This is a genomic window from Bacteroides sp. D22 (assembly GCF_000163675.1).
In the GTDB taxonomy this organism is placed as follows: Bacteria; Bacteroidota; Bacteroidia; order Bacteroidales; family Bacteroidaceae; genus Bacteroides; species Bacteroides xylanisolvens.
This window is the reverse complement of sequence record NZ_GG774811.1, coordinates 1-15,298: the sequence shown is the minus strand read 5'-3', so window position 1 is coordinate 15,298 and position 15,298 is coordinate 1. Positions and strand designations below refer to the sequence as shown.

The following is a 15,298-nucleotide window of genomic DNA, read 5'->3' as shown; positions in this document are numbered from 1 at the left end:
TGATACTGCTGCATCTCTGACCAAGTGTCTGGTCGATAATAGGTGAAAGCATGGAGTCAAATTGCTCCATGATTGAAAAAATTCCTCCAAAAGGTGTGAGTTTTTCAGATTTTATTTGTACCTTTGCCATGTCTTGTTACGATTTACGCTTGTTTTGAATTGCAACACTAAGATAAGTGAAAAATCTGACATGGCAAAATCCTGAGCAACTTTTTGTTGCTCAGGAACTTATAAATAAAGTTAAATTATAGTGTTGCGGAATTAAGGATATAATGGAATAACCAGACTTCCATAACATTCCGGTGCCAGCCCTATAATAGGTTTACGAGTATATTCACTATAAGGATGCTCTGCGTCCCATGGTTCTATAATCTGTACCACTTCTTTTCCACTATCATACGCATGCCACGCATAGTCTATATACTTACCTACCTCAATGCCGCCACATCGATTTACATCATAAAAATATTCAGTAGCTTCTCCTTTATCAACAACTGTCAGCAACTTTTCAGGAAGTGCATCCCGCAATGCTTTTATTAGTTTAGGATAAGAGACTGTATTCATAGCAAACATACCTTCCTTGTTATAAGTACTCACTTTGTCCCAGAGATTTATTCCATCCAAACGATAAAGTTCTACCACATTTTTCACCTGTTGAACAAAATCTGCAAGCTGCATATCGTTTAAATTACAAAAGCCAAACCCTTTATTACCATTTTCAATGCTAAGACATACTTTACGTCCGTGTTCCTGAAGCGGACGAATAAACTTATCCGCCTTTTCCAACACATCACGTATGTCACTACTCAAATTGAGCAGTGCACGTCCTGTTGCAGACTCATAGTCCATTGTCACAATTCGTAGATTCACGATACTACCTATATTATGTAAAGCTTGAGTATAATCTATCTGATTAATTTTTTGAATTCCATAAACATCAGCTATCAACGGTTGATAAGTTGAAGTATTCACATAAAAAACAACAAATGCATCAGGTAGCATTGGCGGCATATCTATTTGTTCATACTGGTTATTAGGATAACAAGTCGTTATTCTTTTCCGAATATTTACAATATAATAAAGCACCTGTTTCTTAGTATCCACTTTTACTCCAGCAGGTATTTCTTCCATAGTTAATGGCAAAAGATATGGAGTATCAGTATTCAGTCCGGCTGTGGATATAGTAAATTTGATTTTGGCAGATTTTTGTTCTCCAGCATCTATTGAAAGAACTCCGCCATTTTCGAACTGCACATTCCCAGCCGGCAATGTATTCAATTTGGAATTATTTTCCTCATTATAATCTTCTACAAGCTTCTCGTTTACAACGGCTGTGACAGTCAACCTGCTTCCGGCTGATTGTGACAGTGAATAGAATATTTCCTCTGTGGCAGATTCGTCCCCTTCCGTCAACTCAAGAAATGCTTTATTAGTCAATGTAGTTGTGTTACGCAGGGCACCTGCAATATTATCCATAGCCGTCTCGTCAGGCATTCTGTCCGCATTCATTGAGATACTCTCTTCGGTACACCCTGTTACTCCTATTTTCAGTAACAATACTAATATAAAATGTATGATAAGATTCTTTTTCATATTAATTCTTTTTTATTTCGATGGGTTCATTAGTTGAATAGCCGTTCGTGTAATCTCGTAATTCCTTATCGGGCTATAATAATCATTGCCTATAGCATAAATTCCCAATCCAGCTAATGGACCAAGAGCAACCACACGGTCAGTCATTAAAGTTACAGCCTCTTGTTTTACACCAGTCTCATCAATTACTTGTCCGCCCATTTGAACAGATAACAATAATTTATCTTTAGACAATAAACTATTGGCAAGAATCCCCGTCACCTGCAATTTCAAATCGGTAACATTGGTCAACTCTGCAGTATTCAACACAATATAATTCAATTTGTCAAAGTCTGCTTCATCAACGAAAGCCGGATTTCCTTCCAATACCAATAAATTATCCTGTCCCGTAGCAGTAGATAATTTAGAAACAATCAGTCGTGATTTCTCTTTATACGATGCCAATTCAGCATCAGTTCCATTATAGAGCGGAAGACCGGTAAAAGCAAATCCGTCCAGATTGAGTTCGGCCGACGTAGCAATTTCTTTATCCAACCAACTATTTAATGCCGTGATATCTGTTAAGGAAGAGGCGTGAGCTACATAATCTATCAAATAAAGCACCCGGATACTCTTTTCCTGCAATAGAGGGATATCCTCCCGATCATAATCTGAGATTTGATGAGAATTACCCAAGGTCACAATATCCAACGAATCCGGCAATGACCGAAGATAACTACCTTCATTTAGCGATTTTTCCGGAGAATTATCAAAGTGCGCATATGACAAGTAATGTTTACTTTGTTTGTAGGTACGTAATGCCTGCATATAACGCGCCCATAGTTCCGGATTCTGTTCTTTCGCACTATTAATATCAATATCTACAATTTCAGGTTCATTCCAGTCATCACAAGCAACAGGCAATAAAAAAGCCGTTAAAAACAGAAGACTATAAATGAATTGTTTATATATTATTGTTTTCATATAAATTCTTTTTCATTCTTTTATTCGTATTCAAACTCTCTCGTCAATTGAGATAAGATTTCTTATCCCACCACAATCTCGTTCCCCCATTGTCAGGACCTCCTAACATACCTATCGCCAAATTGATATTCGAAAGATTTTCAGTATATTCTGTAGGCGGATACCACAAACGACGGATCATATGCTCGGAACTGATGCTACCACCACTTTTGTTTTCTATAACCGGCATAAGATGAGGATATCCTGTACGGCGGAGTTCACTCCATGACTCAACACCTAAAGGGAAATTAGCAATCCATTTTTGAGTGATGATACGTTCAAGATTACGTTCAAAATTATCCGCACCATCTTCCCAAGCAATAGTAATAGTACTTCTCGGACCTTCCCAATCAGTATAGGCAAATGTCGGATCATTGTACGCTTCCGGAGTGTCAGTCGAATTCTCCGCATAGGTTTCAGAGCCCGACAGACCATATTGTTCAAAAGAAAGAGCTATCGCCATATTATATAAATCTTTAGCTTCCCCACCCATATTCCAGCCTCGCAAGGCACCTTCGGCACGTAAGAAAGTGATTTCTGCGGCATTCATCCATAAAAAAGGACTGGTACTGCTGATAATCGGTATGCTGTATGCATTTACCATCTCATCCTTGGTAGTCACATCAATGCCAATACGAATACCCGCGTATCCATCAACCTCTTGCGGTTGGAAGTTTTCATCATATACAATCATTTTCACTGTAGTGAACATCTTTTCCCGACGCGGATCTTTATAACCATTCATATATGAGATAATATCAGCCCCCGCACGCTGGTCATTCCAGTCATTAAAAATCATAGCAACCCTATTTTCTTCCACTTTCAAGAAAGCGTTATCATTTATTTCCGTCATTACGCCTGCCGTTACAGCTTCTTCGGCTATTCGTTGTATTTCCGCCTGCATTTCCGGTACATAAGTCAAGCGCATGGCCATACGCAATTTGAGTGAATTAGTAAATTTGAGCCATTTGGAAAGATCGCCTTGATATACATCATCAAATTTACGAAAAGCTTCCGCACTCAAATTGAGATTATCCCTAAGGACATCACTCACTTCGTCCAATTCACTGAACATTTGCTTATATACCTCTTCCTGCGAATCATAAGGTACGGTAAGAGAAACCTTACCTGTTTTAGAAATGATTTTTGAATAAGGAATCGGACCGTACATATCTGTCACACGCTGCATGATGACCACACGAAACAGTTTCCCCAGTGCCAACGCCACAGGATCGTCTGTTTTATCCAACAAGTCCCGATAAAACGGATAAGTACGGGTGACTAAATCTGAAAAAGGAGCTTCTTGCCAATCTATTGGCGGATTATACGTTTCAAACTTAGCCGTCCATTCTACAGTACAACCAATGTAACCGGCAAACGCACCTGTGCCAAGTGCTTCAACAAACTGATAGAGATGTTCTTCCGTAGGAATCACCAACCCTTGTAATCCTTTAAGACTGGCGCCCACGTTATAACTTTCACGCCCCAGCTCTTCTTTGTCAACCTGATAATCCTTCCGGTTGATTTTATCGAAATTATCCGTACAAGCGTAACCGACAATAAGCAATAGCGCTAGCGAAAGCAATTTTATGATAGATGTTATATATTTCATAGTAACTACTTTTTATCTGTTAAAAGTTGATTTTCACATTCAAACCGACATTACGGGTACTCGGCAACATGAAAAAGTCGATCCCTTGATAATAGTTACCAGTCGTTGCAACGGCTTCCGGATCAAAAGGAGCTTTATTATAAATCATACAGAGATTGCGTCCCACAACAGACAACTGAATATCGCATACATCATGCAACCATTTACGTGGAAGCGTGTAACCGATAGCCGCCTCCTGCAATCGAATATTGGTAGCACTATAAGTATAATACTGTGGCAGACCACTTTGTGAACCGATAGCCGTGAACCATGTCTGCGCATCCACCCTATTACGTCCATTCACTAATACCCCACCATTATCACGGGCAACCGCCGAACTTTCAGATACCCCATATTGATCCATGGCCGCTGCAGTAGCCGAATAAACAATACCACCTATACGTGCAGTAACTAAAGCACTGATATTAAACCCTTTCCATGAAAACTGATTGTTCCATGCCAAATTACATTTAGGGAAAACACTTCCTAATTTAATATCAGGTCGATTATTCACTGTTACTAATGTACCCGCAGGAGAAATTTCTACCATTCCATTGTCGTCCCGCTTCAAATCAGACTGTGTGTAAAGGTCACCCAGCGAACCTCCTGTTTTCAATATGAATCTGGCCTTTCCGAGTCCGCCTACATCCAGCCGATCTTTATTTATAGGCTCACCAGTCTCCGGATGTATATAGTCCTTTACCAATTCTATAATTTTGTTCTTGTTATGACTTAATATAAAATTACTTTGCCAGCGAAAATCTTTCTTCCATGTATGTCCGTAACCAAATGAAAGCTCTACTCCCTGGTTACGTACATATCCTGTTTGAAGGTAAATGGTAGTATATCCGGATGATACGGAAATTTTCGGATCGAACGTCTGATTAAACGTATTAGCCAAATACCATGACAAACTGAGATTAAAGTCCTTGAAAAGCCGCATATCCAAGCCAAATTCCCATGAATCGGTCCGTTCAGGTTTAAGGTCACCAATGGGATAATGTGTTTTCGGCTTCCACGTTTGAGTAGTTTCGTCATACTCAAAAGTAGGCGATGTCAAGTTACGAGGATAAGGCATACCCACCGAACTAAACGAACTGCGCACTTTCAGATAATCAACGAAAGAAGGTAGTTTCACCATCTCAGAGACGACAGCCGAAAGTCCAATTGACGGGTAAAAGAAACAAGTAGAAGATGAGTTTGCCAACTGTGACGCCCAGTCATTACGTCCGGTCAGCGTAAGATAAAACATACTCTTCCACCCTACTTCAGCACTGGCAAATATAGACTGCGTCTGCTCTTCCCATTCATCCTGACGTGCTTTCTTCTGAGTATTGTCAAGATCAAACACATTAAAAACATTGGGAATACCATTGGCACGTATCGGTCCACGATAACTCAATTCGTCATACTTATTATCTACGATGCTCGCCCCGATATTGACCACAATAGAATAATCACCCAAACGTTTATTTATATTTGCCAACGCATCAGCATACACTTGTGTTTCGTCAGGTTTAGATATAGCATAAAATCCCTGCGCACTACCTTCAGTAAGAGTAGTATTGGAACTTGCATATAATTTTTGTTCATATTTGGTACTGGAATTATCAACCCGAACACGCCCTGAAATATTCAGCCAGTCTGTAATATCATAACTTAAAGAGGCAGACAGCATATAACGCTTCTTGTCATTCGTCCGTAAATTGCGATAAGCGATCCAATAAGGATTCTGCATCCGTAAGTCTCCTTCCCCTTGAGGCCAAAACATAGTTTTAATCTTACGGGCCGGATCCCAACGTTCGAACACTTTTATCAAATTAAAGTCGTCGCCACGTGGAAACAAATAAACAGGAACTATCGGATTTGAGTAAGCACCTTGATTAGTCATATTGCGGTCATTCTGAATAATATAACTTGCACCTACATCAAGCTTCATCCTGTCATTCAGAAAGTTTGTAGTGTTACGGAAGGTGAAATTAAAACGGTTGTAACGGTTGTTCGGTACAATCCCTTCCGAATTAACCGCAGCAGCAGAAAAGAAGGTCTGATTCTTATCTGTTCCCGTTGATAATGTAACGGAATTGGTATAAGTTATCCCCGTATCAAAGAAATCACGTGGTTCATAGTTTCTACGAGATGCGTCATTTAATAAAGTCCCCCAACTCAACGTAGTAGAATTACCTGCTTTTCCCGAACTGCCTGTACCATAGCGATTTTGAAAATGTGGAAGTACGAATGGTTTAGCGAATTCGGTATTACTAGACACAGAAACCTGCAATTTACCAACTTTGCCACGTTTCGTATTAATAACGATGGCTCCATTTGCCGCATTACTTCCGTAAAGGGCGGCAGCTGCTGCTCCAGTCAGCACTGAGATACTTTCAATGTCATCCGGATTGATGTCGGCAATGCTCTCAGTCACTCCCTGTGAACCATTCTCCATACTACCGCCACCTCCGAAATTAAACATGGGAATACCGTCAATAACATACAATGCATTACTGCTTTGTTCTATCGACTTTGTACCACGCATCACCACCTTGCTAGCTCCACCTACTCCTGAAGAACTACTGTTGATATTAACTCCTGCGACTTTGCCATTCAGGCTATTAATAAAGTTTACATCCTTGACATTTGTCAACTGGTCGGATTTTACCTGTTGTACATTGTAACTCAGAGCCTTTTGTTCCCTCTTGATACCCAAGGCAGTTACAACGACTTCATTTAGCGCCTCTACGTTAGCAGACATTTGTATATTGTATACATTCTTATCTGCTATTTTTACATAAGACGAAATATAGCCAATATAAGTAAAGCTTAATATACTACCTATAGAAGCTTTTATGACGTACTTACCCTCCAAATCAGTAACAGTTCCATCATCAGTCCCTTCTACCCGTATATTTACTCCTATCAGAGGTTCATTTTTCTCATCAACAACCCTGCCTGTTACCTGTTTAATAACCACAGCTCCTGTTTTGGGTTGAGGAATAATATTAATATAATTTCTTTTAATTCCATAAGTAAATCCTGTTCCTTTAAGGATAATCGAGAGGGCTTTTTCCAAATCAACATTTTTCAAATTGAGATTGATAGCCGGTTTATCAATTAATTGCGAATCGTTATATCCTACTGAAAGCTTTGATTGCTTCTCCACTTCTTTCAGTGCTTCAATAACAGTTATATTTTCTTTTTGAATAGTAATTTTCATACCACCTTGGGCAAAAGCTGTAGCTTGTATTACAACCATAAATAAAAACAACACAAATCTTATCCCTTTTACCTTCTTATCATTTTTCAATGTATAACTGTGTAACATGAATTTTAAGTATTAGTTTGCTAACTTTTTTATTCGCAACACATGTCTATCTGTTTTAATTTTCGATTTCATATCCAAGGCAGAAAGATTTCTGGCATAGATACTTTTTCACATATATCTTTATTATTAAGCAGTGCCTATCAACAAATGAAAGGCATCTGCAGTTTGTATATTCAGGTTAATTTATAAAAGACCGGAAGTGTCCTTCTCTGAAAGTCTATCACTTCCAGTCTTCAATTCATTCACATGGAACGTCCTGATATCTTAATAATTCTTCGCATAGATAGTCGTCGTACGAGATACGGTCTTGCCTCCCCAAACTCTTGAAGCAAAGTTATTCATTAAGCTTGTTTGACCGGACTCGCGTAGATTGAACATCATAATGGCGCCATAGCCACTATAATTTGCAGCGCTACTTTGTATCACGCCTGCACTTGGTCTACCATCCGTACAGTGTATTGACATCTTTGCCCATTTGCTATTCCCTAATCCGCCCGGAGTACTCCAATCCGCTCCGAAATCAGGCCACATGTAACTAATGGCATTCATTGTAGTCGCATCAAAATTTGTATAACCACCAAAACTGAATACTGTAATCAGTTTATCAGGCAACAACTGACGCACTCTTTTTACAAGATTTCCAAAAATCATAGTACTTGGTGAAGGCAAATTAGAAGGTGCCTTCCAATAGTCTGCATATTCATCATCAAAATCCACACCATCTAAATTGTATTGCTTAACACAAGCGGCAATCTGTTGTGCAAAACTTTCAATCATGGCCGGTGTCAAGTTACAGAACCCCACTCCGGTGTGATCACCCAACAGCCCTAAAGAGACTCTGATACCTTTCTGTTGTAAAGGAGCGATAAGCGTACCGGCATTGGTCAATATATGAGACTGATTATTGTTATGATACAATTGAACAGTACTAGCCGCACCCCGAATATTAGAAGCAAACAGAATCACATTATCAATCACCTGCTCTTGCGGATCCGTACCTGTAAAATAGTACTCTCCTGCATTTAGAGGATTTACATCATTAGTTTCAATATAAGTAGTCAACTTCGGCATCTTGTCGCTGACGCCGCGAGTAGTTGGCGAAATACCTTGTTGTTGTGCCTCTCCCATGTAGTCATCACTACTGCAACCTATGATCAAAGTTCCTGCCACCATTGCTACAACGAGTAACAAGAAGTATTTCAAATTTTTCATATAGTATTACTTTTTATATGGTTACTATTTCGCTTAGGTAATGCGTTCTAAAAGCTTAATAATTCCTCCTTTCTCCGTTTTAGTTATTCGACATACCTTCCACCGCTTTAACTTTCTAATATCAAAATTATTTCTGCATAATATAGCATTTATCATGTTCTATCTTAAAACATAAATCTCCTGCTACATCAACAATAACATCCATAACTTCAGACAAAGGTGGATTATCTTTAAACCTGAAACTATAACGATCATTCTTTAAGCTATGCTGATTATAAAAGAACTTACAATCGTACTTACGTTCCAATATCGTTATAATCTCCGTTATAGTCTTTCGATTAAATACCAACTCACCTTTTTGCCATGCTGTCACATCTTTCATATCAGGATAAGTCAGAGTATCTTGACGGCTCTTCCTATTATACACCAATTGTTCATTTGGCTTAAGCAACTTCTTTTTGCCCAAGTCGTCAAATTCCACAAGAACACTCCCTGTTATTAGAGTTGTAAAAACATTATTATCTTCAGTATATGCGGATACATTAAACTCGGTTCCCAAAGCTGTTATTTGAAAATCATTGGTTTTGACAATAAACGGTTTGTTTTTATTAGCTTTTACTTTAAAATTAGCTTCGCCAATTAGAAAAACACTACGGTACTTTCCTGTAAATTGTTCGGGATATAATAACATACTCCTCGAATTCATGCTTACCCGACTTCCGTCAGGCAAAAAAAAGGTCTTCATCTGAGTGCCCGATATGCATTGCTGAGTTATTCCTGAATTGTCTTTTTCTGCCTTACAAAGCAGATATCCTAAAGATATAGATACTATTAATAATATAACAGCTACCGATTGCCACAATCGCATAAACAGTTTTTTATCGGACTTTTGCTGAGGTTGAACATGTGTAAGATTGTTATCTAACTTCCAACGTTCCAGTGATTTCTCCAGGTCGAATACTTTTCCTTTTTTTCTTGCTTCTAGATAAAGCTCCTGTAATGCTTCATCCTTTTCTTTTTCATATTCATTATCAACCAACCACCTGTAAAACATTTGATTTGTTTGTTCCGAATAATTATGTCGGGCAAAAAGGGATAATATTTTCTGAAAATAATTCTTCATGTTATCGTTATATTAGATTTTGAAATTTCATATATAACGATTGAAACATTCCAGCTACTTAAAGAAAATACAGGAAAAATAAAATTAAAATGATTCTCTTTAAAACTTGAAGCGACAAATATATCTGATGCTCTATTGTACGAACAGAAAGATGTAAGGATAATGCAATCTCCTGATTGCTCATATTATTGAAACGGCTCATCTCAAAAATCCTTCTGCGACGTTCAGGAAAGTTTTCAAGAGCCATTCTTATTATTAGTTGCATTTCTTTATAATAAAGCGAATTTAACGGATCTGAGAAGCCTAACAAATCCTTAATTGTACTTTTCTTTATTTGTTCCTCCCGATAATCATTTTCCAGTCTTTTGTGCTTGATAAAATCAAATGCAACATTTTTTGCCATAGCGTATATATACCCTTCTTTTCCATCATTATTTTGCCACGTCTCAAAATTAGTCCATAATTTGGTAAATACATCTTGAGCCAAATCTTCCGCATCTGCTTCCGATTTAAGAAACATATTGATAAAAAACTTCACTGAAGAGAAATGAGCTCTAAATATCATTTCAAACTGTTCTACTAAACAATGGTCTTGATTCATATAAGGTTACACTTTTGTTTGTGTTACCTTACAAAGATAGAGTAACTTATCTAGAATCGAAAGTAATAATGGTTTTATTTTTAATAAAATATTACTATAAATTAGATAGGGGATGATTTCTCTGTTATATCATGGTAAGCGAAGTATTACACCAATAATAGTTATAGACCATGTACTAGAAATCCATCCAATTGTTTCTTGATATTCTCAAAATCCTGATTCAGATCAAGTGTCCGGTAATATATGATATTCCCATCCCTAAATGTCGTCTGTCCATCAGGTGTTATATCTTCTTCTGTCTTGGCATACAGCAACATTCCATCCACGTTCCCAGCATGATTAACATCATAATTCATTACATAAGAATGAATTTGATACAGGTTATTAGAATGAATAGTTCTCTTGTCAAATTGACATTGCATTGATTTACTATAATATTTGGTATCAATAATCAATGTTCTCTCTTTAAATGTCAACGTTATATCCGTCCGCATTATAGGAAGAATGCTGGAAGTAGACTGTTCTTTATCAATATTCCAGTCTATTTGAGTAGCCTTTGCTTTTAATTCCGGATAATGCTTTCGGTAATATTCCAAAACAAACTTCTCGTAAAGCCTGCACATATGTTCATCGGAGAAATCCCTCATTTTATACGTACCCTTTTCCGTAGTCATTAACATCCCGTCGAGAATGAAATAACAAATATATAGAAGCATCTGATAAGTCTTACAATTTCTATCAAAGCGCATAGTAGTCCAGTTTATCGTCGGAATATCAATAACTTCTACATTGCTAAAGAAAAGCATAAGACGCTTCAACGAAGCTTTCCTGTCCGATTTGACATTCGGATGTTTCAGCAAGAATTGAACAGTCGTCTTTAATATCTGATTAAATTTGTTATTCTCTGATAATTCATCATACTCACAATCTATTTTCTGTTGTTTTCGCATCAAATTATTGATAGTACCATTTATATCAAGCTTGCCCTTTAACGTAGATAATGAACCATGACAGGAAATATATTCTTTATGTAACCCTTGCTTAAGTTGATACGAAATGCCACGAACTAGAATTTCGGCAAATAAATCATGAATCTCGTCAAATTCTTCACCTGCTATTTCTTCATAGTTATTCTGCTTAAGCTCTTGAAAAGCATAAGTCAACATATAATAGATATTGCGAATGAATATACCTTTGTCTATTGTCATTTTATCAGGCTCAATAATTTGTCTGTTTCTTCTTTGAATTTCTTATCATTGTCAAACCAATATTCGCGTAACATAGGAGCAATATCATATTCAATCACATTTCCAAGCCACATATCATCAATAGATTCCTGATTACAGAAGTAACTATGACCGATACAAAAGCCTTTTCCGAGTGAATCATCTTTAGCAATCTCAACATTCAGAGCTTTGATGGCATCAATCACCCTATTAAAGGCGTCACAATCAAGATTCTCCTGATACTTTTTGAAACCATCCGAATCAAATCCCGGCACCATATCAAAGAAACTGAACCGACGACGTAAAGCGTAATCAATCATAGCCAGGCTACGGTCTGCCGTATTCATCATACCTATGATGTAAAGATTCTCCGGTACAAAAAAATACTCATCATTGTATGCAAGACGGATTTGATGTTTTTCGCCCCGATAATCTTTTTCAATAAGCATCAGTAACTCACCAAAAATCTTACTCATATTTCCTCTATTAATTTCATCAATAATAAAGAAATACTTCTTATCCGGATCACTTTGGGCTTTCCGGCAGAAATTATAGAATACCCCTCGTCTAAGTTCAAAACCACCATCTTCTTTTGGCTTATATCCCATCACAAAATCCTCGTAGGAATAATTCTGATGAAATTGAATGAACTCTATTTTAGTTCTATCTTCTTCCCCTATAATAGAATAAGCCAGACGCCTAGCCGAATACGTTTTACCAACACCCGGAGCGCCTTGTAATATGACATTTTTCTTTGCCAACAACAGGTTTCTCAATTTGTTATACTCGTCTGATTTTATAAATACATTATCCAAAAAAATTGTTTCGGAATATTGAGGATTATGCATAGGATTTCCGCCACGTATTAATTTCATCAATATGTTATACTCGTCTTTTGTCAGTTTGAAAAACGAGCCGTTCTTATTCTTCAGGAATTCCATGCCACTTAATCCCGGTATATCCTTTATAACTGAATAATCAACAGGATTCAATAAGCTCTCAATCTTTTTGAAATATATTTTTTGTCCATCGGCAGATTTGGCTATTTCTGCAATAGCTACCACCTGTTTAACAGGAGTAGCTTCATAGCCAATAACAACATCTCCTTCTTTTGCATCAATAAAATTTTGGAATACCCTTCGTTGATTTCCACTATCATTATAAAGAGTATAGTCTTGTATTTCGCCAACCGGAGTTTTCGAAAAGCTCCATATTTTAGGACTTGCCACAAGCCACCAATATTGTTTTTGAGATTTATTTTCAAATAGCTTCTCCAAAGATTTCACAGAATCCGGCTGCTTGGTTATATCGGTCAAAGTCTTTTGGACATTCTTACCTACTGTCTCCCATTCTCCGACATTCGTCCATTGCATTTTACGAACATGCTTAAAATCAGAGAAAGAATCATCAAAAGTATAGTCACTTTTCACAATACCACGCCCTATTATTTGATTCTGTCCCTTTTTGACTATAACAATATCACCCACTTGCATCTCATAAGCAAACTCCCATAATGCCAAACTATCATTTTTAAACGAGGATCCCGGCTTGCCATATATATCCTGCAATTTAGTTGCCATTTCTTTCTTAGAAGAGTATTCCAAAAGGTTACCCATATCATCCCAACCAATACACATTATGTTTTGAGATAAACACACATCCCACTTAGATGCATTTTCTCCCGGAGCGTATAACCAAATCTTATGTTCCATATTTGAACTATCTAATTCATTTACAATATTTAGTAACTCCTCATAAAATTCGAAAAGGTCTTTTTCGCCTTTCTGTTCTATCAGGAACCTTTGCAAATCAGAAATTTTAGTTTTATTTGTGACAGACATACCAAAATAACTAGCCAACTTAACCAACATATCACGCTTATATACTGGTATTAAAGTCTCATCTGAATATAAAAATGCTATTTTCCATTTGTAAGCATCGCCTAACTCATCTATTTTCTCTATTGCTTCCAATTCACCTTTGCCTGCATGTTCTGCTATTTTAAATATAGTGCTTCTGACAATAGCAAAAGCTTCATCAGCAGTCTGTTTATCATATTTGTTATACCAAGCATATTTATCATTGCTAACAATACGAGAATCATTCTTATTGGGTTTGTTTCTATATTCATAAATACCAAACTTATAAGAAGAGCCACCCCAAATAGAACCTAAATCATATGTTTTAGATTCAACCCAATAGCAAAACGAATTCTGTCTTTCGAGATTTGTATATTGTGTAAGTGTCATTTTTACAAGACGCTCTTTCGGAAAAGCAGCTTGAAAATCTTGATATATCTGTCTTCTGTCAATCATACTCAAATAGTATTAGAACTTTTCTTCATTAATTCACCTTCCAATATCTTATTTTATCATGTCCAATTCTTTCAACAATATATCAAAATCACCCTACAACAGAACAAACACCTTTATAAAAACAAAATCACCTGCCCGTGAATTACTTTTTAAGTCACAAAGATACAGAATAGTTATTTTAATATAGTAAACACCTCTGTTTTTTTATTGAAATATACCTACTATCTATATTACACAGAATAATATTGTCGCTATTAATAATACTCATGCAATAAACCACTTTTGTTTATTACTTTAAAACCACATACGCCACATTATGAGAATGTGCCGTTTGAGGTGCCGGAGGGATGGCAGTCTGTACCTGTTTCAGAATTATTCTGTCTTAATCCAAAATCTGAAATAACAGATGCTACAAGTGTCGGATTTATTCCTATGGCTTGTGTCAATGATGGATTTTCTGGGAATCATCAATTTGAGGAACGCATTTGGAAGGAAGTAAAAAAAGGATATTGCCACTTTCAAAATGGAGACATCGGTATTGCAAAAATATCTCCTTGCTTTGAAAATCTCAAATCAACGATATTTCAAAATCTCCCTAATAATTATGGCGCAGGAACTACTGAGTTAGTTATCCTGCGTCCATTAAACATTCATGCGAAATTCTATCTATATCTCTTTAAGTCACAATGGTATATAAGTGAGGGCACAAAATATTTCAAAGGAGTTGTTGGGCAGCAAAGAGTTCATAAAGGAATTTTTACCGATTTACAAATTCCATTACCTCCTTTGGCTGAACAATATCGTATAGTAGCAGAAATAGAGAAATGGTTTGCTCTGATAGACCAAATAGAACAAGGCAAAACAGGCTTACAGACAATCGTTATGCAAACCAAGAGCAAAATCCTTGACCTTGCTATTCACGGTAAGCTTGTACCGCAAGATCCAAATGACGAGCCAGCATTCGAGTTGTTAAAACGCATAAATCCCGACTTCACACCTTGTGATAACGGACATTATACGCAGTTGCCTGATGGATGGGCTGTTGCGCCTATGCAAATGCTATGTTCGTTGATTGATGGTGAAAAGCAAAATGGTATAGAAAGAATAAATCTTGATGTCAAATATTTGCGTGGTGAGCGTGATGCCAAGACTTTGACTTCCGGCAAATATGTAGCTGCAAACTCTCTTTTGATTTTAGTAGATGGGGAGAATTCCGGTGAAGTATTCAGAACTCCAATTGATGGCTATCAAGG

General features: G+C 37.1%; 10 protein-coding genes and 1 pseudogene. 1 reads left to right on the top strand and 10 read right to left on the bottom strand.

The features are described from left to right. The 10 genes and pseudogenes from HMPREF0106_RS27125 to HMPREF0106_RS09240 form a co-directional block, all read right to left on the bottom strand. Positions 1–130, bottom strand: a pseudogene (locus HMPREF0106_RS27125) (IS1380 family transposase); the annotation flags it as partial. Between the two features lie 131 nt (positions 131–261). Then, positions 262–1,593, bottom strand: a complete 1,332-nt coding sequence (locus HMPREF0106_RS09200) for a BT_3987 domain-containing protein (RefSeq protein ID WP_009040369.1) — start codon at positions 1,591–1,593, stop codon at positions 262–264. A 12-nt stretch (positions 1,594–1,605) separates the two neighbouring features. After that, positions 1,606–2,556, bottom strand: a complete 951-nt coding sequence (locus tag HMPREF0106_RS09205; protein WP_009040368.1) for a glycoside hydrolase family 18 — start codon at positions 2,554–2,556, stop codon at positions 1,606–1,608. A 43-nt stretch (positions 2,557–2,599) separates the two neighbouring features. Beyond that, positions 2,600–4,207, bottom strand: coding sequence for a RagB/SusD family nutrient uptake outer membrane protein (locus HMPREF0106_RS09210; RefSeq protein WP_009040367.1), 1,608 nt, complete (start codon positions 4,205–4,207; stop codon positions 2,600–2,602). 19 nt (positions 4,208–4,226) lie between these two features. Beyond that, positions 4,227–7,568, bottom strand: a complete 3,342-nt coding sequence (locus tag HMPREF0106_RS09215) for a TonB-dependent receptor (protein ID WP_009040366.1) — start codon at positions 7,566–7,568, stop codon at positions 4,227–4,229. 264 nt (positions 7,569–7,832) lie between these two features. Then, on the bottom strand, positions 7,833–8,780 hold the full coding sequence (locus HMPREF0106_RS09220) for a glycosyl hydrolase family 18 protein (RefSeq protein WP_009040365.1): 948 nt from the start codon (positions 8,778–8,780) through the stop codon (positions 7,833–7,835). 127 nt (positions 8,781–8,907) lie between these two features. Next, positions 8,908–9,903, bottom strand: coding sequence for a FecR family protein (locus HMPREF0106_RS09225; protein WP_009040364.1), 996 nt, complete (start codon positions 9,901–9,903; stop codon positions 8,908–8,910). Positions 9,904–9,961: 58 nt separating this feature from the next. After that, complete coding sequence (locus tag HMPREF0106_RS09230) at positions 9,962–10,504, bottom strand: RNA polymerase sigma-70 factor (RefSeq protein WP_008651269.1); 543 nt, start codon at positions 10,502–10,504, stop codon at positions 9,962–9,964. A gap of 161 nt (positions 10,505–10,665) precedes the next feature. Next, positions 10,666–11,712, bottom strand: coding sequence for a 5-methylcytosine-specific restriction endonuclease system specificity protein McrC (gene mcrC, locus HMPREF0106_RS09235; RefSeq protein WP_008651268.1), 1,047 nt, complete (start codon positions 11,710–11,712; stop codon positions 10,666–10,668). Next, positions 11,709–14,045 carry an AAA family ATPase gene (locus HMPREF0106_RS09240; protein WP_009040363.1) on the bottom strand — a complete coding sequence of 779 codons (2,337 nt, stop codon included), beginning with the start codon at positions 14,043–14,045 and terminating at the stop codon, positions 11,709–11,711. Before HMPREF0106_RS09240 ends, mcrC begins: the two co-directional genes overlap by 4 nt. A 282-nt stretch (positions 14,046–14,327) precedes the next feature. On the opposite strand from HMPREF0106_RS09240, the gene HMPREF0106_RS0124865 reads away from it, so the two are divergent. After that, positions 14,328–15,298: restriction endonuclease subunit S (locus tag HMPREF0106_RS0124865; RefSeq protein WP_009040362.1), on the top strand; the 971-nt coding region annotated here is incomplete at its 3' end.